Genomic DNA, 21,277 nt, shown 5'->3' with positions numbered 1-21,277 from the left:
TGATGGACCGTCAGGTACGACGATGGCGGCCGTCACCCGGGGCGGGGAGCGCCCCGGGGCGCCAGGGGAAGGAGGCCGCCGTGCCGGTATCGCCACCGTCACCGCCACGCCCGCCGTTGCCCACACTGCCGTCAGCCGATGGGCCGCTGACGTACGGGATGCAGCTCCCGGTCCAGTCGCAGAGCGTCATCTACGCCGAGCCCTGGGAGGCGGCGGCGACCCCCGCCGACCTCGTCCGGATCGCCAGGGCCGCCGATCTCGGCGGCTTCGCCTACATCGCGAGCTGCGACCACATCGCCATCCCGCGCCGGCTCGCGGAGGGGATGAGCACGGTCTGGTACGACCCCGTCGCCACGCTCGCGTTCCTCGCCGGGACCACCGAACGCGTGCTCCTGATGAGCCATGTCGCCGTCGTCGGGCTGCGCCACCCGCTGATCACCGCCAAGCAGTACGCCACCCTCGACCACCTCAGCGGCGGCCGGCTGATCCTCGGCGTCGGCGCCGGGCACGTACAGGAGGAGTTCGAGGCGGTCGGGGCGGACTTCGACGGGCGCGGGCGGGTGCTGGACGAGACCATCGACGCGCTGCGGGCGGCGCTGGGTCCGGAGGAGTACCCGGAATTCGCCGGGGAGCGGTTCTCCTTCACCGGCCTCGGCCAACTGCCGCGCCCCGCTCGGGAGAAGGTGCCGATCTGGGTGGGCGGCTCCTCGCCCGCCGCCATACGCCGGGCTGCCGTACGCGGGGACGGCTGGCTCCCGCAGGGCGACACCCGCGACCAGCTGCCGGCGCAGATAGCCCGGTTGCACGCCCTGCGGGAGCGGGCCGGGGTCCAGGAGCCCATCGTCATCGGCGCGATCACCGAACCGCTGTACGTCGGTGGGCCCGGGTGGTCCGTCGGGCGCCGCACCCTCGCGGGGAAGCCGGAGGAGCTGGCGGAGTCGCTGCGGGAGTACGCGGCGATCGGCGTGCACCAGATCCAGGTGCGGTTCCGGAGCCGGGACATGGACGAACTGACCGACCAGATGGCGGCGTTCGGTGCGGACGTGGCCCCACTACTCGCGGCATAGGGAGAGCGTCATGGGCAAGCTGGACGGGCGGGTCGTGCTGGTCACCGGGGCGGCGCGCGGGCAGGGCGAGCAGGAGGCGCGGCTCTTCGCGGCGGAGGGCGCGCGGGTGGTCATCGCCGATGTGCTGGTGGAGCAAGGGGAGGCGCTGGCAAAGGAGTTGGGGGAGGGGGCCGCCCGGTTCGTGCGGCTGGACGTGGGGCGGGAGGAGGAGTGGGCCGAAGCGGTGAGCGTGGCCCGGGACGCCTTCGGGAAGATCGACGGGCTCATCAACAACGCGGGCATCCTCCGCTTCAACGAGCTGGTCCACACCCCGCTGGAGGAGTTCCAGCAGGTCGTGCAGGTCAATCTGACGGGGGCATTCCTCGGCATCCGGGCCGTGGCGCCGGAGATCGAGGCCGCGGGCGGCGGGACGATCGTCAACACGTCCTCGTACACCGGTCTGACGGGTATGGCGCTGGTGGGCGCGTACGCCGCGACCAAGCACGCCGTCCTGGGGCTGACCAAGGTCGCCGCCGTGGAGCTGGCGGGCAAGGGGATCCGGGTCAACGCCATCTGCCCGGGGGCCGTCGACACGGCGATGAGCAACCCGGCCCTGCTGGACCCGGACGCCGAGCTGAGCCGGTCGGAAGCGGCGCTGGACGCGTACTACCGCAAGCTCGTGCCGATGGGGCGGATCGGCCGGCCCGAGGAGGTGGCCGCGCTGGCCCTCTTCCTGACCGCCGAGGACTCCTCGTACATCACCGGGCAGCCGTTCGTCATCGACGGGGGGTGGCTGGCGGGGGTGAGCCTGTTCTGATCGCGGCGTCTGACAGTCCGTCAGGTATTGACGGGTCGCGGTGGCGGTGGAACAGTCGGTCGCATCACAATCTGACGATGCGTCAGAAAAACTTGAGGACGGTGAACCTCCGTGGAATTCGGGCTCTTTGTTCAGGGGTACGTGCCCGCCGCGCGCGCCGAGGTGGACCCCGAGGCAGAGCACAAGGCACTGATCGAGGAGACCGAGTACGTCATCCAGGCGGACAAGTCCGGCTTCAAGTACGCCTGGGCCTCCGAGCACCACTTCCTGGAGGAGTACTCGCACCTCTCCGCCAACGACGTGTACCTCGGCTATCTCGCGCACGCCACCGACCGCATCCACCTCGGCTCGGGCATCTTCAACCCGCTCGCGCCCGTCAACCATCCGGTGAAGGTCGCGGAGAAGGTCGCGATGCTGGACCACCTCTCCGAGGGTCGCTTCGAGTTCGGCACCGGGCGGGGGGCGGGGAGCCACGAGATCCTCGGGTTCATGCCGGGGATCACCGATATGAACCACACGAAGGAGCTGTGGGAGGAGACGATCGCCGAGTTCCCCAAGATGTGGCTCCAGGACGAGTACGCCGGGTTCCAGGGCAAGCACTGGTCGCTCCCGCCGCGCAAGATCCTGCCGAAGCCGTACGGGGGTGCGCACCCCGCCATGTGGTACGCGGCCGGTTCGCCGTCCTCGTACGCCATGGCGGGGAGGAAGGGGCTCGGGGTACTGGGCTTCAGCGTGCAGAAGGTCTCCGACATGGAGTGGGTCGTCGAGTCCTACAAGAACGCGGTCAAGGACGCGGAGCCGGTGGGGGCGTTCGTCAACGACAACGTGATGGTGACGTCCACCGCCATCTGCGCCGAGACGCATGCCAAGGCGGTGGAGATCGCAGTGGGGGGCGGGCTGAACTACCTTCAGTCGCTGCTGTTCCGCTACCACGACACGTTTCCCCGGCCGGAGGGGATTCCGGAGTGGCCGCAGCTGCTGCCGGAGTACACCGAGGAGATCGTCGAACTCCTCATCGCGGAGGAGCTGATGATCTGCGGGGATCCCGATGAGGTGCTGAAGCAGTGCCGGCGGTGGGATCAGGCGGGGGCGGATCAGTTGAGCTTCGGGTTGCCGATCGGGATCAGTCCGGAGGACACGATGACGACGATTCGGCTGATCGGGGAGCACGTGATTCCGAAGATCGATACGGATCCGGTGCATCGGACCTCGCGGTTCCGGGCCGCGGGCTGAGGTTCTCCGCCTGCCCGGGGCCTGGCCCCGAGCCCGGCTCCTCCATCGCCGGAGGGGCTTGTTCCCGGGGCTCCGCGCCGGACCCCGCGCCTCAGGCGCCGGCGGGGCCGGGACGGGGCGGCGTCTTCCCGGACCGTCGCCCGGTGAGCCGGGGTACGTACCGCGGCCGAAAGCGTACGTACCCCGGCTGTCCCACCGCGCCGAAGAGGGAAACCACCAACGCCCAAGAGGGAACCCACCAACAGAAGGAACCCACCAACGCCCAAGAAGGAACCCACCAGAAGGGACTCCGTCATGCTCGACCACCTCATCCGCCGCGCGACCGTCGTGGACGGCACCGGCGGTCCCGCCCACACCGCCGACGTCGGCCTGCGCGGCGGCCGGATCGCCGTCATCGCCGAGCCGGGGACCATCACCGAGGAGGCCGTGACCAGTGAGGACGCCGACGGGCTCGTCCTCGCCCCCGGTTTCGTCGACCCGCACACGCACTACGACGCCCAGCTCTTCTGGGACCCTTACGCCACCCCCTCCATGAACCACGGCGTCACCACCGTCGCCGGAGGCAACTGCGGGTTCACCCTCGCGCCCCTCCACCCCGACCGGCCCGAGGACGCCGACTACACCCGCCGGATGATGTCCCGGGTGGAGGGGATGGCCCTCGCCGCCCTGGAGGAAGGCGTCGACTGGACCTGGTCCACCTTCCGCGAGTACCTCGACGCCCTCGAAGGCCGGATCGCCGTCAACGCCGGGTTCATGGTCGGGCACTGCGCCCTGCGGCGGCACGTCATGGGCGCCGAGGCCGTCGGCGGGCAGCCGACCCCCGCCCAGATGGACGCCATGCTCGCCCTCTTCCACGACGCCATGGACGCGGGCGCCTGGGGGCTCTCCACCACCCAGTCCTCCACCCACGCCGACGGTGACGGCGAACCCGTCGCCTCCCGGCACGCCCTCCCCGAGGAGCTGCTCGCCCTCTCCCGGGCGGTCGGCGAGCACGAGGGGACCCAGCTCGAAGCGATCGTCGCCGGGTGTCTGGACCAGTTCTCCGACGAGGAGATCGACCTCTTCGTCGACATGAGCGCCGCCGCCGGACGCCCGCTCAACTGGAACGTCCTCACCATCGACGCCGCCGTCCCCGAACGCGTACCGCGCCAGTTGATACCGAGTGAGCGAGCCCGCCGCGCCGGCGGCCGGATCGTCGCCCTCACCATGCCGATCCTCACGCCCATGAACATGTCCCTCGGCACCTTCTGCGCCCTCAACCTCATTCCCGGCTGGGGCGAGATCCTCGCGCTCCCCGTCCCCGAACGCGTCGAACGCCTCCGGGACGCCGGCACCCGCGCCGAGATGCTGCGCCGCGCCGACAGCAAGGAGGCCGGGGTCTTCCGGCGGCTCGCCGACTTCGGCCGGTACGTCATCGGGGACACGTACAGCGCCGCCAACGAGGGGCTCAGCGGGCGCGTCGTCAACGACATCGCGGCCGAACGGGGCCAGGACCCCTTCCACTGCCTGGTCGAGATCTGCGCAGCCGACGACCTGCGTACGGTCCTGTGGCCCATGCCCACCGACAACGACCCGGACTCCTGGGCCCTGCGTCGGCGCACCTGGGAGCACGAGGACGTCATGCTCGGCGGCTCCGACGCGGGGGCGCACCTGGACCGGATGTGCGGAGCCCCGTACACCACCCGCTTCCTCGGCGACTGTCTGCGCGGGCGCAAGCTCCTCCCGCTGACCGCCGCCGTCAAGATGCTCACCGACGATCCCGCCCGGCTCTTCGGGCTGCGCGAGCGCGGCCGGGTCGAGGAGGGCTTCCACGCCGACCTCGTCCTCTTCGACCCCGAGCGGATCGACGCCGGTCCCGCCACCCTCGTCCACGACCTGCCGGGGGACAGCCCGCGCCTGGACTCCAAGGCCATCGGGATCGTCTCCGTACGCGTCAACGGGGTCGAGACCCTGCGCGACGACAAGGTGACCGGGGCGGTGCCGGGGACGGTGCTGCGCTCGGGCCGCGACACCCGGACGGTGAGTACGGCGTGAGCTCCACCGGACCGCAGAAGCTCTTCATCGGCGGTGCGTGGGTCGAACCCGCCGACGGGCACTACGAGGTCATCGACCCCGCCACCGAGGAGGTCGTCGGCCTCGCCCCCGAGGCCGGTCGCGCCCAGGTGTACGAGGCCGCCGCAGCCGCGCGGCAGGCCTTCGGCCCCTGGTCACGCACCCGCCCCGAGGAGCGCGCCGCGATCCTGGACCGCGCCGCCGACCTCGTCCAGCGCGACTTCCTCGCGCACGCCGAGATCGCCCGGCGGGAGAGCGGAGCCACCGCCTCCACCGCCCGGGGCATGCAGGTCGGGGTCGGTATCGCCCGCTTCCGCCGGTACGCGCGCGGCGCCCTGGAGCCCGTCGAGGAGGCCGTCGCGCCGCAGGTCAACGAGGCCGGGCCGATGGGGAAGGCCGGGGTCTTCGGGGCGCTGGCCGTCCGCCAGCCCGTCGGTGTGGTCACCTGCATCACCTCGTACAACAACCCCTGGGCCAACCCCGCGGGCAAGATCGCGCCCGCCCTCGCGATGGGCAACACGGTCCTCGTGAAGCCCGCCCCGCAGGACCCGCTCTCCGTCTACCGGATGGCCGCCGCCCTCGCGGAGGCGGGCGTTCCGCCGGGGGTCGTGAATGTCGTCACCGGGTCGGGCGCGGAGGCGGGGGAGGCGGCCGTCGACTCCCCGGACGTCGACATGGTCAGCTTCACCGGCTCCACCGCCGTCGGGCAGCGCATCGCCGAGGTGTGCGGGCGAGGCATGAAGCGGCAGCTGATGGAGCTGGGGGGGAAAGGTGCCGCGCTCGTGCTCGAGGACGCGGACCTCCACTCCGCCGTCGCGGGCATCGGCACCACCTTCTCCTTCTACAGCGGACAGATCTGTACGGCTCCGACCCGCGTCCTGGTCCACCGGTCGCGGCAGGACGAGCTGATCGCCCTGCTGGCCGCGTACGCGAACGCGCTCACCGTGGGCGACCCGGCCGACCGGTCCACCGTCGTCGGCCCCGTCATCTCCGCCGCCCACCGCGACCGCGTGGAGGCGTATGTGGAGCTGGGGCGGAAGGAGGGCGCGCGGGTCGTCGCCGGTGGTGCCCGCCCCGCCCACCTGGACCGGGGCTTCTATGTCGCTCCCACCCTCCTCGCCGACTGCACCCCCGACATGCGGGTCGTCCGCGAGGAGATCTTCGGGCCGGTCGTCGTGGTCGTCCCCTTCGACGACGAGGAGGAGGGCGTCGCGCTCGCCAACGACAGCGACTACGGCCTCATCGACTACGTCTGGTCCGGCGATGTCGCCCGCGCCTTCCGTATCGCCCGGCGGCTGCGGGCGGGCGGGGTCGGCGTCAACACGGTCGGGCGGAACATGGAGGCCCCGTTCGGCGGGTTCAAGAAGAGCGGTGTGGGCCGGGACGTGGGCTCGTACGCGCTGCATGCCTACAGCGAGACGCAGGCGATCGTCTGGCCCGGCTGACCACGCTCCCACGAGGCGTGGGAAAATTTTGAATCTGGACATAACGGACGGCGCTGCGATTACCGTACGTGGTCACCACTCTATGACCGGCGCACATTGCAAGGCGTGATCTGCGAATGACCTTGAATTCATGAAGTGTTCATCGAGGTTCGGTCGGTGTAACCAAGGTGGAGGCGTTGGAGTCTCGACCTCCGGATGTGGATATCGCAGCGCATAACGTCCCTCTCATGACTCAGCTGGACGCGCGGCCGCAGGCCGGAGACACGGTACGGGGAAGCGCCCCGGCCGACGGTGGTGACGGAGGCGTACGCCGCAAGGGCCTCGGCGGGAACTCCGTCGGCCTGATGGGCAGCGCCGTCATCGGTGTCTCCACCGTCGCCCCCGTCTACTGCCTGACCTCGACCCTCGGCTCCACCGCCGGTGAGGTCGGCGTGCAGATGCCCGCCGTCTTCATCGCCGGGTTCCTGCCGATGCTGCTCGTCGCCTTCGCCTACCGCGAGCTCAACAAGGTCATGCCGGACTGCGGCACCTCCTTCACCTGGACGGTGAAGGCGTTCGGCCCGCGCGTCGGCTGGATGTGCGGCTGGGGCCTGGTCATCGCGACGATCATCGTCCTGTCCAACCTGGCGGGCGTCGCCACCTCGTTCTTCTGGCTGCTGGCGGGCGAGGTCACGTCCAGTCCGGCGGTCGCTGCCCTGGACGACAACAAGGTCGTCCACATCGGCACGTGCCTCGCCCTGATCGCCGCCGCCACCGCGATCAGCTACCGGGGGATGACCGCCACCAAGGGCATCCAGTACGCCCTGGTCGGCCTCCAGCTCGCCGTGCTCGCGCTCTTCGTGGCGATGGCCCTGAACAAGGCGGGCAGCGGCGGAGCGGACTTCGCCACCTCACTCGACTTCTCCTGGTCCTGGCTGAACCCGTTCGCCGTCCAGTCCTTCGCGGCCTTCACCGCCGGCCTCTCCCTCTCCATCTTCATGTTCTGGGGCTGGGACACCTGTCTGACCGCCAACGAGGAGACCACCGGCAGCGACAAGACCCCCGGCCGCGCCGCCCTCATCGCCATGGTCGTCCTGGTCGGCGCCTACCTGGCCACCGCCGTCGCCGCCCAGATGGCCGTCGGCTCCGGCACCACCGGGCTCGGCCTCGCCAACCCGGACACCGGTGAGAACGTCTTCGCCGCCCTGGCCGGGCCGATCATGGGCTCCGGGCTCGGCGTGCTGCTCTTCGTCGCCGTCCTCGCCTCGGCCGCCGCCAGCCTCCAGACCACGTTCATCCCGGTGGCCCGCACGGTCCTCGCGATGTCGACGTACGAGGCGATGCCCGCCTCGTACGCGAAGGTCCACCCCCGCTTCAAGACACCCGGCCGGGCAACGGTCGTGGCGGGCATCGGGACCGGCGCCTTCTACACCGTGATGACCCTGGTCAGCGAGCATGTGCTGATCGACACCATCTACGCGCTCGGCCTCATGATCTGCTTCTACTACGCGCTGACCGCCTTCGCCTGCGCCTGGTACTTCCGCGCCGAACTGCGCCGCTCCACCCGGGACCTGGTCTTCAAGGGCCTCTTCCCGGCGGTCGGCGGACTGCTGCTCGCCGCCGTCTTCGCCAAGACCCTCTACGACATGTGGGACCCGGCGTACGGCTCCGGCTCCTCGGTCCTCGGCGTCGGCTCGGTCTTCGTCATCGGGGTGGGGCTGCTGCTCCTGGGCGTGGTGCTGATGGTCGCGATGGAGCGCCGCAGCCCGGCGTTCTTCCGGGGGCAGGTGCTGACGAAGGAGACCCCGGCCCTCGTGGTCGAGGACTGAGGTCTCCGGGTCCTGCGCGCGGCGCCGTCACGGGCGCCAGTAACCCAGCGCGTTCACCCGGTCCTTGGGCAGGCCCAGCTCCTTGCGGAGGTACGCCGACAGGGTCCGGGTGGTCGACGTGTCGCAGGCGACCCAGACGTACGCGTCCGCGTGGTCCTCGCCCAGCAGCCCCGGCAGGGCCGCCTTCACCTCGGCCACCAGGTGCGCACCGCCCTCGCGGCGCTCCACGTGGTGCAGGGTGTGGTGGGCCCCGTCGAGGCGGAACGGCAGTTTCCGGTCGGCCTCGTCCGAGGACTCGAACCAGATGGTCGCCGGGGTCTCCGGGGCCGCGTCCAGCAGCGAGTTGATCGCGGGGAGCGCGGCCGGGTCACCGATCACGAAGAGCCGTTTCGGCGCCGGGTCGGGCAGCGTGAAGCCGGTGCCCTGGAGTGTCGCGTCGATCGTGTCGCCGGCCTCGGCTGCCTTCGCCCAGTCGCAGGCGGGGCCCTCGTGGAGGGCGAATTCCAGGCTGAAGGTCCCGGCCCCGGGGTCCGGGTCGACCAGGGTGTAGGCGCGCTGGTGCGGCTTGCCGTCCTTCTCGAACCAGAGCCGCACCCACATCGTGGGGTGCGCCCCGCCGGTCGCGGCCAGCAGCCCTCCATCGGTCACGTGCACCCGCCGGAACCGGTCGGTGACGTGCTCCGCGCCGGTCACGGTGAACGTGAAATCCCGGCCCCGGAACAGTTTGAGAACGACGCCTTCCCAGCCATGCCCCACGGTGTCTCCCACCTTCCCCTGGTGCCCCGGCCTACCGCCCGAAGGCTCACTTTGGTTAGGCTAACCTAAATTCCGAGGGTCGGGGAGTGGCTGAAAACCACCGGAGCAGGGGATGGGCCAGACGATGACCGCCGATGTCGACACCGAGAGACCGGGTGCGGGCGCCGAGGGCGGCTCCGGGCCCCACGAGGACTTCGAGGACTGCGAGGGCTTCGAGGTCTTCCGGGACGACCGGGGGATACCCCACCTGAAGGCCGGCAGCGCGCTCGCCCTCGCCCGGGCGCAGGGCCACAACGCCGCCCTGGACCGTGCCTGGCAGCTGGAGACCGAGCGCCACCGGCTGCTCGGCACGACCGCCGCGTACCTCGGTGCCGAGGCCCTCGACTGGGACCGGTTCGCCCGGCGGGCCCGGCTCGCCGACACCGCCCGCCGCTGCTACCGGCGGCTCGCGCCCGAGACCGCCGCCTGGGTGGACGCGTACGTCGACGGGGTCAACGCGGGGCTTGCCGAAGGGGCCTCCCGTGCACCGGAGTTCGCCGCCGCCGGGCTCGCTCCGGGCCGCTGGGAGCCCTGGACCCCGCTCGGCGTCTGGCTCTCCACGCACGTCCTCTTCGCCGGGTTCCCCACCAAACTCTGGCGCGAGGAGGTCGCCCGCAGGCTCGGCGACGACCGCGCGACCCTCTTCGCCACCGACGGCCCCGGCACCTCCGGCTCCAACGGCTGGCTGCTCACCGGCGCCCGCACCACCACCGGGGCCCCGGTCATCGCGGGCGACCCGCACCGCTTCATCGAGGCCCCGGGCGTCTACCAGCAACTCCGTCTCGCCTGCCCCGAGTTCGACGTGCTGGGCCTCGCCGTCCCCGGTGTGCCGGGCATCGCCCACTTCGGGCACGCGGGGGGCGTCGCCTGGGCGATCACCAACGCGATGGCCGACTACCAGGACCTCTACCGGGAGCGGCTGCGTCGCACGGCGGACGGCGGGGTGGAGGCGCTCGGGCCGGACGGCTGGTACCGGGTCCACGCCCACACGGAGGCCGTCGAGGTGGCCGGGGGAGAGCCGGTGACGGTCGAGGTCGTGGAGACGGACCGGGGGCCGGTGATCATCGGGGACGTGACCGGTGAGGCCGGGGACGAGGTCGCGGACGCGCCCGTCATCAGCCTCCGCCACCCGCCCCGCGTCAGGGGCGACCTCGGTTTCGACGTGCTGCCCGCGCTGCTCCGGGCCCGTACGGTCGCCGATCTCGACACCGCCCTCGACGGCTGGGTCGAACCCGTCAACGTGGTCCTGGCCGCCGACACCACCGGGGCCACCCTGCACCGGGTCGCCGGACACGTCCCCGTACGCCCCTACGAGAACCGGCTCCGGGTCGTCCCCGCGCACGATCCCGCGTACGCCTGGCGCGAGGGCGCCGAGCCCACGCCCCGTACCGAGGTCGACTCCGCCACCGGCACCGCCGTGATGGCCAACGAGCGGGGCCTCGCCGCCCCGCTCGGCATCGAGTTCGCACCCCCGCACCGGGCCCACCGCATACGGGAGTTGCTCGGCGTACCCCCGGGTGAGGGCGCGAGCGGGCTCACCGGCCCGCCCTGGTCGGCCGCCGACATGGCCGCCGTCCACACCGACACCCGCCTCGCCTCCTCCCGCCGGCTCCTCTCCCTGCTCGCCTGGGCCCCCGGCCTCGGCCCCGAGGCCGAACGCCTCCGGGACCGGCTGCTGCGCTGGGACCGCCACATGGAGGCGGACAGCACCGACGCCACCCTCTACTCCCGGCTGCGCGCGGACGTCGTCCACCGGCTGGCCGCCCACCCCGCCCTGCGGGCCGTCACGGGCGACGCCGACCCCGGGCGCTCCGCCGCGTACCCGCCCCTCTTCCGCCCCTGGCTCGCCGCCGTATCCCGGATCGGCTACGCCCTGGAGACCCTGCTGACCGTCGGACTCCTGCCGTACGAGGACCGGTTGGCGATCGTCGCCGCCTCGGCCGAAGCGGTGGCCGCCACGCACGCGGAGAGCCCTTGGGGTCAGGTCCACCGGGTCTCCCCCTGGCGGGCGCTGCCGGACGCGACGCCCGAGGAGGAGTGGCCGGGGCTCGGGGGCGACCACGACTGCGTGCTCTCCACCTCCAGCGTCCCCGGCATCACCGACCTCTTCGCCCGGGGCCCCGCCGCCCGGTACGTCTGGGACCTGGCCCGCCGCGAGGACAGCCTCTGGGTGGTGCCGTTCGGCGCGTCCGGAGTGCCGGGCTCCGCCCACCACCGCGACCAGAGCGAACTGTGGGCGAGCGGCCGGCTGTCCCCGGTGGTCACCGACTGGAGCCTGCTGCACCGCACCGAACGCCGTACCGGACTCCGTACCGCACCCCGCATCGAACCCCCTGCCGGACTCCGTACCGAGGAGAGCACCACCATGAACCCCGCCCTGCGCCCCGCCGTCCACGAACAGAAGGTCGAGGGCTTCGGCGTGGTCCGCATGGTCCCGGTCGACCCGGCGGCCGACGCCGAGCTGCTGCACCGGTGGGTCACCGAGGAGCGCGCCCGGTTCTGGGGCATGGCCGACCACACCCGCGAACAGGTCCGGGAGATCTACGAGTTCGTCGACTCGCTCCCCACCCACCACGCCTACCTGGCGCTGCGCGACGGCGCCCCGGCCGCGCTCCTCCAGACGTACGAACCGGACGCCGACCCGGTGGGCGAGTGCTACGACGTCCGGCCGGGCGACCTCGGTATCCACCTGCTGATCGCGCCCGCCGAGGGCGACGGGGCGGTGAAGGGGTACACCGACACCCTGCTCACCGCCTTCGTCGCCTATGTCTTCAGCGACCCGGCGCACCTGCGGGTCGTCGTGGAGCCCGACGCCCGCAACGAGAGGGCGATCGCCCGGATGGTGCGGATCGGGTTCGAGCTGGGCCCGGAGATCGAGAAGCCGGAGAAGACGGCCCGGCTGGCGTTCCTGTCGCGGGCGGTGGCGCTGAGCCTGGCCTGATGGCCGAGCGCCGAGCGCTGTCCCTGTGCCCTTGCGCCCTGCGTGCCTAGGGGCTCATGGGCCGTTCCGGGCGTGTCGGGGATGAGGGGGAATACATGCAGTTCTCGCGTCTCGCCAAGGTGACCGCCCTTTCCGTGACGCCGTTCGCGCTCGTCGCGGGCGGATTCCAGGAGACCGCTCTCGCCTCGGGCTCCACGGTCTCCTCCGACCGGACCGCACCGGCGTTCGCCGTGTCGCAGCTCTCCGCCAAGTCGTACGGCGGGCTGAAGGACGTGACCGGCTTCGGCGCGGGCGGCGCCCAGGGCAAGGCCCTTGAGGCCCAGGGCCTCGGCGTCGTACGGGCCGTCTCCGGCGAGACCGCGGTCGTCGACACCTCCTCGGCCGGCGAGGGCATCACCGCCGCGGCCGGCCAGGGCTTCGTGGAGCTGTCCTGGAAGGTTTCGAGAAGGTGGACGCCCCGCCGGCCGGCTGCGACTACACCCAGGGCTACCAGTACGGCGGCGACGGCCGCTCCAAGTTCGACCGGAAGTCGGACAATTACCGCGCGGCCCTGCACGCCACGGTGACGTGGAGCAACAAGAAGGTGGTGGGCAACAAGTCCGTCAGGCCCACCCACGTCCACAGGAAGTCGGCCGGCAAGAAGGTCGCCACGAAGACGGCCACGGACAAGCACATGACCGCCAAGAAGCTGGGGTCGGGCAAGAACTCCGTGGGCATCCGGTTCGTCATGCACGCCGCCAACCCATTCCGCAAGGGTCTCGGCGCCTGCCCTGCCTGATCGGCTCGGTCCTGTGCACGGAGGCGGACCTGACGGGCCGCACGGCAAGTTCTGACCTCCGGAACCCCTGCCATCGAGGCGCGAGCCCTCTGCACCGCACGCGCGGCTACAGGGGGCTCGTCCCGTCCGGGTTCAGCTCGCCGCCCTCCCGGAACAGCCGCCGCGCCACCACATGGCCGCGCCCGGCTGCCATCCGGAACCACGGCTCCGCCTCCGCCAGCCCTCGCGCTCCTGGACCAGCCGGCCCAGCTCCCACATCGACTCCACGTCCCCGGCCCGCACCGCCTGCCGCAGCATCCGCTCCGCCGCGTCCGGCCGCCCCTGGCTCCGCGCGTCCAGGGCGAGCGTCCGCAGCCCCCGCACCGCCCGGGCGTCCCCGGCGGCAGCGGCGGTGGCCAGCTCGCGGGGGTCCGGCGGGCGGCGGTAGCGCTGGGCGATCAGCAGCAGGACACCGGCCACCCACATGATCCAGCTCAGGTTGATCAGCGTGTCGTTGCCCAGGAACACGCCGGTCAGGCTCAGCACCCCACCTGCGGGCAGCAGGAAGAACCCCAGTCCCATCCCCATCCCACGTCCTTTCCCCGCGGCCCGCCGGCGGGCGGCCGGCCACCGTGGCCTCAGGCTATGGGCGACATGGTCTCGGATTTCACCGACGCACGGCTTACCTTGGCCCTTCGCACGGACGACGCACGGACGACGGAGGTGCTCTCGATGCGGATCGCCACAACGATCTTCCTCACCGACGAGACGGTGACACCCGTGAGGCTGGCGCGCGAGCTGGAGCAGCGCGGGTTCGCGGGTCTCTACCTGCCCGAACACACCCACATCCCGGTGAGCCGCCGCACCCCCTACCCGGCGGGCGGTGACCTCCCCCGCGAGTACGGCCGGACCCTGGACCCCTTCGTGGCGCTCGGCCAGGCGGCGGCCGTCACCGAACGGATCGGGCTCGGCACCGGGATCACGCTGGTCGCCCAGCACGACCCGGTCGACCTGGCCAAGCAGGTGGCGACCCTGGACCACCTCTCCGACGGCCGGTTCACGCTCGGCGTCGGCTACGGCTGGAACGTGGAGGAGGCCGCCGACCACGGGGTCGAGTGGTCCGCGCGCCGGGAGCTGGCGCGCGACCGGATGGCGCTGATGCGGGCGCTGTGGTCGGCGGAACCGACGGCGTACGAAGGGGAGTTCGGGTCGGTCCAGGCGAGCTTCGCGTTCCCGAAGCCGGTGCAGGCGCCGCGCGGCCCGGTGGTCGGCCCGCGCACGCTGATCGGCGGTGGGGCGGGCCCGAAGCTGTTCGCGGCGATCGCGGAGCACGCGGACGGCTGGCTGCCCATCGGCGGCCGGGGCCTGACGGAGTCCGTCCCGAAGCTGCGGGCGGCCTGGGAGGCGGCGGGGCGCGACCCGAAGGGGCTCCAGGTGGTGCCGTACGCCGTGCTCCCCGATCCGGGGAAGCTCGCCCACTACGCGGAGCTGGGCATCGAGGAGGTCGTGCTCCAGCTGCCCCCGGCGGGGGAGCGGGAGGTGCTGCGGGTCCTGGACGGGTACGCGGCGTACCTCTGAGCCTTCCTTTCCCGGTCCCGCCCCGTGCAACCGGGGGCGTCGGCAGGGCATCCTTACCCTCAGGGATCGCATACGCGGGCACGGTCCGCACGCGCTTTCGTGCGTGCGGGCGGTGGACCCGCCTGGGTGGGGAGTGGAATGAACAGGCCGTTGCGGCACATAGCCATCTTCTGCGGGCTGCTGATGCTGGGGCTGCTGCTGCGGGCGAACTGGCTGCAGCAGGTCGACCGCGTGGAGCTGTCCCAGCACGAGAAGAACGCCCGGGTCCGGTTTGAGCGGTTCTCCTCCCCGCGCGGCGACATCATCGTCGGCGGCAAGGCGATCACCGGCTCGAAGGAGACGGCCAGCAGGGACTACACCTTCCGGCGCACCTGGAAGGAGGGCCCGATGTACGCGCCCGTCACCGGTTACGCCTCCCAGGCCCAGGGCACCTCGCTGCTGGAGCGGACGTACGACAGCGTCCTCAGCGGCCAGGACGACCGCTTCGCCTTCCGGCACGCCAAGGACGTCCTCACCGGGCAGCCGAGGCGCGGCGGCAACGTGATCACCACGATCGACGCCAAGGCGCAGAAGGCCGGCTACCAGGGGCTGACCGACCTGGGCGCCCGGGGCGCGGTCGTCGCCCTCGATCCGCGTACGGGGAAGGTGCTGGCGCTGGTCTCCACACCCTCGTACAACCCGGAGGTCTTCGCCGGGATCTCGTTCAAGGAGAGCGACCGCTTCAAGTCCCTCCTGGAGGACAAGGGCAAGCCGCTGGCCAACCGGCCGCTGCGTGAGACGTTCCCGCCCGGCTCCACCTTCAAGATCCTCACCGCGGCGGCGGCGCTGGAGCACGGGGTGGTCTCGGACGTGGACGCCCCGACGAAGGCGGTCTCGCCGTATCCGCTGCCGCTCTCCCGGAACAAGATCGGCAGCGAGGCGGGGGACGCGGTCTGCGACAAGGCGTCGATGAAGACCGCCATGCAGTATTCCTGCAACAACGTCTTCCTCGACGCGGCGGCCGAGCTGGGCGAGGACCGGATGCGGGAGACGGCCGAGAAGTTCGGCTTCAACGAGGACGTGTACGCCGAGGAGTTCGGCGACATGCTCGCCACGAAGAGCCTCTACCCGCCGAAGCTGGACAAGCCCGGGACGGCTCTCACCGGTATGGGCCAGGGCAGCCTGACGAGCACCCCGATGCAGATGGCGATGGTGACGGCGGCCCTCGCCAACGACGGCAAGCTGATGCAGCCGTACATCGTGGAGGAGCTGCGCGGCCCGGACCTCTCCATGCTGGAGAAGAACGAACCGGCGGAGATGAGCCAGGCCGTCTCGCCCGAGACGGCGAAGAAGGTCCAGGAGATGATGGAACACACCGCGAAGGAGGGCAGCGCGCAGCGCGCCCTGATCGACGGTGTGACGGTCGGCGGCAAGACGGGCACCGCCCAGCGCGGGGTGAACGTGCGCGACGAGGTCCCGTACGGATGGTTCGTCAGCTACGGCAAGGCGGACGACGGGCGTTCGGTCGCCGTCGCGGTCTTCATCGACCCGACGGACATGGACATCTCCCGCTCGGACATCTCCGGTGGCCGCCTCGGCGCGCCGATCGCGAAGAAGGTCATGGAGGCGGCGCTGGGGAAGTGAAGTAGGGCGCAAGGGGCTTGAATTGGTCCGTGCGTTGGCCTAGGCCAACGCACTCCAGCCCCCGTACCCTCATCCGTAGCCAGTGGCACACGCCCCCCACCCCGGTTGCATGCTGGCGCGGGCACCCCCACCGAACTCTGCCCCGAGCAGCCAGGGTGAACTCCCCCACTCGCCGCCTCCAGGAGGCCACGGTGAAAGTTCGCACCAGAAGCTCGGCGCTCATCGGCGCACTGTTCCTCGCAGCATCCCTCACGCTGACCACGGCATCGGCCGACGAGCCCCCGACCGCCCCCTCGGCGGAGGTCGTCCTGACGGAAGTGGCCAAGGCGCAGGGCCCCTCCGCGGGCGCGGCCGGCCCGGACGGCAAGGTCTGGATAGCCGAACGCGCAGGCACGGTAAGGGTGCTGGGTGAGGACGGCCTGGGCGCCCCGGTCCTCGACATCTCCGACGAGACCACCACCGACGGCGAACGCGGCCTGCTGGGCGTGGCGTTCGACCCGGAGTTCGCGCACTTCTACATCTCGTACACGGATCTCGAAGGCACCAGCACCATCGACGAGTTCGCGGTGCAGGGCGGAGAACTCCAGCCCGACACACGGCGGACGGTTCTCACCCAGGAGCAGCCGTACCCGAACCACAACGGCGGCGACATCAAGTTCGGCCCCGACGGCTACCTCTACATCGCGTTCGGCGACGGCGGCTCGGGCGGCGACCCGCACGGCAACGGCCAGAACCTCGACACACTGCTCGGCAAGCTGCTCCGCATCGACCCGAGCGGCGGGGAGCCGTACGCCATCCCGTCCGACAACCCGTTCGTGGCGGAAGAGGGCGCGAAGGACGAGATCTGGGCGTACGGGCTCCGCAACCCGTGGCGCTTCTCGTTCGACGCGGGCACGGGCGACCTGCTCATCGGCGACGTGGGCCAGAGCGAGTGGGAGGAGATCGACTGGGCCCCCGCGAGCAGCAAGGGCGGTGAGAACTACGGCTGGTCCTCGATGGAGGGCAACCACCCGTTCCGCGGCGGCACGGAGCCGGCGAACCACGTGCCGCCGGTCCACGAGTACGACCGCAGCGGCCTGGGCTGCTCGGTGACGGGCGGCTTCGTCTACCGGGGCGAGGCGATCACCGCCCTCGCGGGGAGCTACGTCTACAGCGACTACTGCGACGGCACGCTCCGCACGCTGACCATCGAGAACGGCGAGGTGACGGACGAGGGCGACCTGGGCGTCCAGGGCGGCGAGGTGATCTCGTTCGTGGAGGCGGGTGACGGGGAGCTGTACGTGCTCGCTATCGGCGGCACGATCTCGCGGATAGACCCGGCGTAGAGGGCTGAGCCTGCGGGCCCGTCCTTTCGGCCCGTCCGGCCCATCCCTTCAGCCCATCCGGTGTCTGTGGAGGGGCCCGGGGCCCTTCCGCCCTGTCGAGCCCGGCGTTTGAGGGCGGGGACCGGGCCCATTCCAGCCCGCCGATCCCGGCGTTTGAGGACGGACCCGGGCCCATTCCGCCCCGCCGACGCCGACGCCGACGACTGAGGACGGATCGGGGCCCATTCCAGCCCGTCCGGCGTTTGAGGACGGAAGCCTTGCTGGGGTGGGCCCGGGGCTCAGAGGCCCCTGAGGTACGAGACCTTCGCAGCGCGCCCGGAACCCACCGCCCCGCTCCCGTCCTCAGACGCCGGACGGGCCGGGTGGGGCCCGCTCACGCCCTCGGGGGGACGGCCCTCCGGCGCCGGACGGGCCGGGCCAAGGTCCCCGGGCGTCGGGCGGCCCGGCGCGGCTCCCGCCACCCCCACCAGCTCCGTCAACGCGTTGACCCGGAAGTCCGCCGTTCCCACGACATCCGGATGCTCCGCCCACCAGTGCCCGTACGCCCCCCGCCGCAGATGCGCCGTCCGCAGCCCCGCCGCCGCGGCGGGAAACAGGTCGTCCGCCGGGTGGTCGCCCACGTACAGCGTCGCCCCCGGCTCCGCCTCCGACGCCTCCACCACCCGTGCGAAGAACGCCGGGTCCGGCTTCCGTACGCCCCACTCGTCCGAGGTCACCACCAGGTCCGCCGGCAGGTCCAGCGCCCGCAGCAGCTCCCCGGCCCGCACCGTCCCGTTCCCCGCCACGACCACCCGTACCCCCGCCGCCCGCAGCTCCGCCAGCGCCGGCCGTACGTCCGGGTAGAGGTCCGACTCGTCGAGGTGCTCCCCGCGCCCGGCGGCCGCCCGGGCGCGGTAGGCCTCCTCGACGTCCATGTCCGGCCGCAGCACCCGCAGCGCGTCCGTCGCCTCGCGGCCCTGGGCGACCGCCGCGCCCACCAGCGCGCTGAGCGTGTGCGCGGGCACGCCGAGCCAGTTGGCCCAGGACGCCCAGTGGCGGTCGTCGCGTACGAGGGTTTCGCCGATGCCGAGCACGATCGTTTCCATCATCGTGCCGACACTAGGCGTGAGGATGCCGTGGCAGGGCGCTCATTCGGTGAGTCGGCCCGCACGAGTGACCAGGAGCACCCCGTGGCCTGCGCAGGGAGGCCCCGGGCCCTGGTCACGTGCGGGCGCCTCGCTCGTATGCTCGGTTCATGACCGATCCTGATCCTCAGAGCGGACGCCCCACCTCCAACGCCATGCGGCGCGCGCTGAAACGTGCCCGTGACGGTGTCGCCCTCGACATCACCGAGGCCGCCGTCCTGCTCCAGGCGCGCGGCGACGATCTGACGGACCTCGCGGCCTCCGCCGCCCGCGTCCGGGACGCGGGCCTTGAAGCGGCGGGCCGGCCGGGCGTGATCACGTACTCGCGCAAGGTCTTCATCCCGCTCACCCGCCTCTGCCGTGACAGGTGTCACTACTGCACCTTCGTCACCGTCCCCGGCAAGCTCCGCCGCGCGGGCCACGGGATGTTCCTCTCGCCCGACGAGGTGCTGAAGATCGCCCGTGAGGGCGCGGCGATGGGGTGCAAGGAAGCCCTGTTCACGCTCGGCGACCGTCCCGAGGACCGCTGGCCCGAGGCACGGGAGTGGCTGGAGGCGGAGGGGTACGACGACACCCTCGCGTACGTACGGGCCATGGCGATCCGGGTCCTGGAGGAGACGGGCCTGCTGCCCCACCTCAACCCGGGCGTCATGACCTGGACCGACCTCCAGCGCCTCAAGCCCGTCGCCCCCTCCATGGGGATGATGCTGGAGACGACGGCGACCCGCCTCTGGTCCGAGCCGGGCGGCCCGCACCACGGCTCCCCGGACAAGGAACCGGCCGTACGGCTGCGCGTACTCGAAGACGCGGGCCGCTCCAACGTCCCCTTCACCACCGGCATCCTGATCGGCATCGGCGAGTCGTACGAGGAGCGCGCCGACTCCCTCTTCGAGCTGCGCAAGACGGCCCGCGCCTACCACGGCATCCAGGAAGTCATCGTGCAGAACTTCCGCGCCAAGCCGGACACGGCGATGCGCGGGATGCCCGACGCGGAGCTGGAGGAGCTGGCCGCCGCCATCGCGGTGGCCCGGCACATCCTCGGCCCCTCGGCCCGCATCCAGGCCCCGCCGAACCTGGTGGACGCCGAGTACGCGCTGCTCATCGGCGCGGGCATCGACGACTGGGGCGGGGTCTCGCCGCTGACCCCCGACCACGTCAACCCGGAACGCCCCTGGCCGCACATCGACGAACTGGCGCAGAAGACAGCGGACTCGGGCTTCACGCTCCGCGAACGCCTCACCATCTACCCGGAGTTCATCCAGCGAGGGGAGCCCTGGCTCGACCCCCGCCTCCTCCCGCACGTCCGCGCCCTGGCCGACCCGGAGACGGGTCTCGCCCGCGAAGGGGCACTCCCTGTCGGGCTGCCCTGGCAGGAGCCGGACGAGGGCTTCACCTCCTCCGGCCGCACCGACCTCCACGCCACCATCGACACCGAAGGCCGCACCGGCGACCGGCGTAACGACTTCGACGAGGTGTACGGGGACTGGGAGGCGCTCCGTGAGGCGGCGGCCCCCGGCATGGTCCCGTCCCGCATCGACGCCGACGTACGCCAGGCGCTCAGCCAGGCCGCCGACGACCCGACGAAGCTCACCGACGACCAGGCCCTCGCCCTGCTCCACGCGGACGGCCCGGCGCTGGACGAGCTGTGCCGGATCGCGGACGCGCTGCGCCGGGACGTGGTCGGCGACGACGTCACGTACATCGTCACGCGGAACATCAACTTCACCAACGTCTGCTACACCGGCTGCCGCTTCTGCGCCTTCGCCCAGCGCCGCACGGACGCCGACGCGTACACGCTCTCCCTGGACCAGGTCGCGGACCGGGCCGCGCAGGCGTGGGACGTGGGCGCGGTCGAGGTCTGCATGCAGGGCGGCATCCACCCGGATCTGCCCGGGACGGCGTACTTCGACATCGCGCGGGCGGTGAAGGAGCGCGTCCCGGGCATGCATGTGCACGCCTTCTCGCCCATGGAGGTCGTCAACGGTGCGACCCGCACCGGCATGTCGATCCGCGACTGGCTGACGGCGGCCAAGGAGGCGGGACTCGACTCGATCCCCGGTACGGCGGCGGAGATCCTGGACGACGAGGTCCGCTGGGTCCTCACCAAGGGCAAACTCCCCACGGCCACCTGGCTGGAAGTCATCAGGACCGCGCACGAGGTGGGCCTGCGGTCGTCCTCGACGATGATGTACGGGCACGTGGACCAGCCCCGCCACTGGCTGGGCCACTTCCGTACGCTCTCCCGACTCCAGCAGGAGACCGGCGGGTTGACGGAGTTCGTCACCCTCCCCTTCATCCACACCAACGCCCCGGTCTACCTGGCCGGCATCGCCCGCCCGGGCCCGACCGACCGCGACAACCGCGCGGTCACGGCCATGGCGCGGCTGCTCCTCCACCCGCACATCACCAACATCCAGACGAGCTGGGTGAAGCTCGGCACGGAGGGCGCGGCGGAGATGCTGCGCTCGGGCGCGAACGACCTGGGCGGCACGCTGATGGAGGAGACCATCTCCCGTATGGCGGGGTCGAGTTACGGCTCGTACCGCTCCATCCAGGATCTGAAGGCGATCGCCGAACTGGCGGGCCGCCCGTCCCGCCCCCGTACGACGCTGTACGGCGAGGTCCCGGCCGAACGCGTCGCGGCGGCCACGGCTTCGGACGGGCACCTGCCGGAGCTGCTGCCGGTGGTGCCGAGCTGAGGGGTGGGGGAGGGGAGGGTGCAGGGGCTTGGGC

At 71.8% G+C, this 21,277-nt stretch carries 15 protein-coding genes and 1 pseudogene; 13 read left to right on the top strand and 3 right to left on the bottom strand.

Annotated features, from left to right (window positions below):
* The first annotated feature begins 158 nt into the window (after positions 1-158).
* From D6270_RS13910 to D6270_RS13885, 6 genes are all read left to right on the top strand, one after another.
* Positions 159-1,067: a TIGR03619 family F420-dependent LLM class oxidoreductase gene (locus D6270_RS13910; RefSeq protein ID WP_204117217.1), complete on the top strand. Its 909-nt coding sequence runs from the start codon at positions 159-161 to the stop codon at positions 1,065-1,067.
* 10 nt (positions 1,068-1,077) lie between these two features.
* Complete coding sequence (locus D6270_RS13905) at positions 1,078-1,863, top strand: SDR family NAD(P)-dependent oxidoreductase (RefSeq protein WP_109165107.1); 786 nt, start codon at positions 1,078-1,080, stop codon at positions 1,861-1,863.
* Positions 1,864-1,974: 111 nt separating this feature from the next.
* Positions 1,975-3,096: an LLM class flavin-dependent oxidoreductase gene (locus tag D6270_RS13900; RefSeq protein WP_109165108.1), complete on the top strand. Its 1,122-nt coding sequence runs from the start codon at positions 1,975-1,977 to the stop codon at positions 3,094-3,096.
* A gap of 294 nt (positions 3,097-3,390) precedes the next feature.
* Entirely contained in the window at positions 3,391-5,130 is a 1,740-nt protein-coding gene (locus tag D6270_RS13895) for an N-acyl-D-amino-acid deacylase family protein (RefSeq protein ID WP_109165109.1), read from the top strand.
* A complete protein-coding gene (locus D6270_RS13890) occupies positions 5,127-6,593 on the top strand; it encodes an aldehyde dehydrogenase family protein (protein ID WP_109165110.1) in 1,467 nt (488 codons plus the stop codon). The genes D6270_RS13895 and D6270_RS13890 overlap by 4 nt, the downstream gene beginning before the upstream one ends.
* Positions 6,594-6,820: 227 nt before the next feature.
* Positions 6,821-8,401, top strand: a complete 1,581-nt coding sequence (locus D6270_RS13885) for an APC family permease (RefSeq protein ID WP_109165111.1) — start codon at positions 6,821-6,823, stop codon at positions 8,399-8,401.
* A 27-nt stretch (positions 8,402-8,428) separates the two neighbouring features.
* Here D6270_RS13885 and D6270_RS13880 read toward each other — a convergent pair whose 3' ends face one another.
* Positions 8,429-9,157 (bottom strand): siderophore-interacting protein, encoded by a 729-nt coding sequence (locus D6270_RS13880; RefSeq protein WP_109165112.1) that lies wholly within the window; start codon positions 9,155-9,157, stop codon positions 8,429-8,431.
* A 124-nt stretch (positions 9,158-9,281) separates the two neighbouring features.
* Here D6270_RS13880 and D6270_RS13875 point away from each other — a divergent pair, with 124 nt between their 5' ends.
* The 3 genes from D6270_RS13875 to D6270_RS13865 all read left to right on the top strand — a co-directional run bounded on the left by D6270_RS13875 (position 9,282) and on the right by D6270_RS13865 (position 12,915).
* A complete protein-coding gene (locus D6270_RS13875) occupies positions 9,282-12,137 on the top strand; it encodes a GNAT family N-acetyltransferase (protein WP_391040328.1) in 2,856 nt (951 codons plus the stop codon).
* Between the two features lie 95 nt (positions 12,138-12,232).
* Positions 12,233-12,703: a hypothetical protein gene (locus tag D6270_RS32510; RefSeq protein ID WP_158650516.1), complete on the top strand. Its 471-nt coding sequence runs from the start codon at positions 12,233-12,235 to the stop codon at positions 12,701-12,703.
* Positions 12,700-12,915, top strand: a complete 216-nt coding sequence (locus D6270_RS13865) for a hypothetical protein (RefSeq protein WP_158650515.1) — start codon at positions 12,700-12,702, stop codon at positions 12,913-12,915. The genes D6270_RS32510 and D6270_RS13865 overlap by 4 nt, the downstream gene beginning before the upstream one ends.
* Positions 12,916-13,021: 106 nt before the next feature.
* On the opposite strand, the pseudogene D6270_RS13860 reads toward D6270_RS13865, so the two are convergent.
* Positions 13,022-13,476: pseudogene (locus tag D6270_RS13860) on the bottom strand (sel1 repeat family protein).
* A 150-nt stretch (positions 13,477-13,626) separates the two neighbouring features.
* Here D6270_RS13860 and D6270_RS13855 point away from each other — a divergent pair.
* From D6270_RS13855 to D6270_RS13845, 3 genes are all read left to right on the top strand, one after another.
* Complete coding sequence (locus tag D6270_RS13855; RefSeq protein WP_109167457.1) at positions 13,627-14,472, top strand: LLM class F420-dependent oxidoreductase; 846 nt, start codon at positions 13,627-13,629, stop codon at positions 14,470-14,472.
* A 138-nt stretch (positions 14,473-14,610) separates the two neighbouring features.
* Positions 14,611-16,095, top strand: a complete 1,485-nt coding sequence (locus D6270_RS13850; RefSeq protein WP_109165116.1) for a peptidoglycan D,D-transpeptidase FtsI family protein — start codon at positions 14,611-14,613, stop codon at positions 16,093-16,095.
* A gap of 191 nt (positions 16,096-16,286) precedes the next feature.
* On the top strand, positions 16,287-17,420 hold the full coding sequence (locus D6270_RS13845; protein WP_109165117.1) for a PQQ-dependent sugar dehydrogenase: 1,134 nt from the start codon (positions 16,287-16,289) through the stop codon (positions 17,418-17,420).
* Between the two features lie 278 nt (positions 17,421-17,698).
* On the opposite strand, the gene D6270_RS13840 is transcribed toward D6270_RS13845, so the two are convergent.
* Positions 17,699-18,505 (bottom strand): HAD family hydrolase, encoded by an 807-nt coding sequence (locus D6270_RS13840; RefSeq protein WP_109165118.1) that lies wholly within the window; start codon positions 18,503-18,505, stop codon positions 17,699-17,701.
* Between the two features lie 149 nt (positions 18,506-18,654).
* Between D6270_RS13840 and D6270_RS13835 the strand changes: the two genes are divergently transcribed.
* Entirely contained in the window at positions 18,655-21,243 is a 2,589-nt protein-coding gene (locus D6270_RS13835) for a bifunctional FO biosynthesis protein CofGH (RefSeq protein ID WP_109165119.1), read from the top strand.
* Positions 21,244-21,277 lie beyond the last annotated feature (34 nt).

This window comes from Streptomyces griseus subsp. griseus (assembly GCF_003610995.1).
Taxonomy (GTDB): Bacteria; Actinomycetota; Actinomycetes; order Streptomycetales; family Streptomycetaceae; genus Streptomyces.
The sequence above is the reverse complement of the archived record's forward strand: the minus strand, read 5'-3'. Positions and strand labels throughout refer to the sequence as shown.

Excerpts from the sequence above, each read along its gene's own strand:
- D6270_RS13875 (WP_391040328.1), top strand. The coding sequence starts at position 9,282 with ATGACCGCCGATGTCGACACCGAGAGACCGGGTGCGGGCGCCGAGGGC.
- D6270_RS13850 (WP_109165116.1), top strand. The coding sequence starts at position 14,611 with ATGAACAGGCCGTTGCGGCACATAGCCATCTTCTGCGGGCTGCTGATG.
- D6270_RS13835 (WP_109165119.1), top strand. The coding sequence starts at position 18,655 with ATGACCGATCCTGATCCTCAGAGCGGACGCCCCACCTCCAACGCCATG.
- D6270_RS13905 (WP_109165107.1), top strand. The coding sequence starts at position 1,078 with ATGGGCAAGCTGGACGGGCGGGTCGTGCTGGTCACCGGGGCGGCGCGC.
- D6270_RS13840 (WP_109165118.1), bottom strand. The coding sequence starts at position 18,505 with ATGGAAACGATCGTGCTCGGCATCGGCGAAACCCTCGTACGCGACGAC.
- D6270_RS13885 (WP_109165111.1), top strand. The coding sequence starts at position 6,821 with ATGACTCAGCTGGACGCGCGGCCGCAGGCCGGAGACACGGTACGGGGA.
- D6270_RS13895 (WP_109165109.1), top strand. The coding sequence starts at position 3,391 with ATGCTCGACCACCTCATCCGCCGCGCGACCGTCGTGGACGGCACCGGC.
- D6270_RS13855 (WP_109167457.1), top strand. The coding sequence starts at position 13,627 with ATGCGGATCGCCACAACGATCTTCCTCACCGACGAGACGGTGACACCC.
- D6270_RS13910 (WP_204117217.1), top strand. The coding sequence starts at position 159 with ATGCAGCTCCCGGTCCAGTCGCAGAGCGTCATCTACGCCGAGCCCTGG.
- D6270_RS32510 (WP_158650516.1), top strand. The coding sequence starts at position 12,233 with ATGCAGTTCTCGCGTCTCGCCAAGGTGACCGCCCTTTCCGTGACGCCG.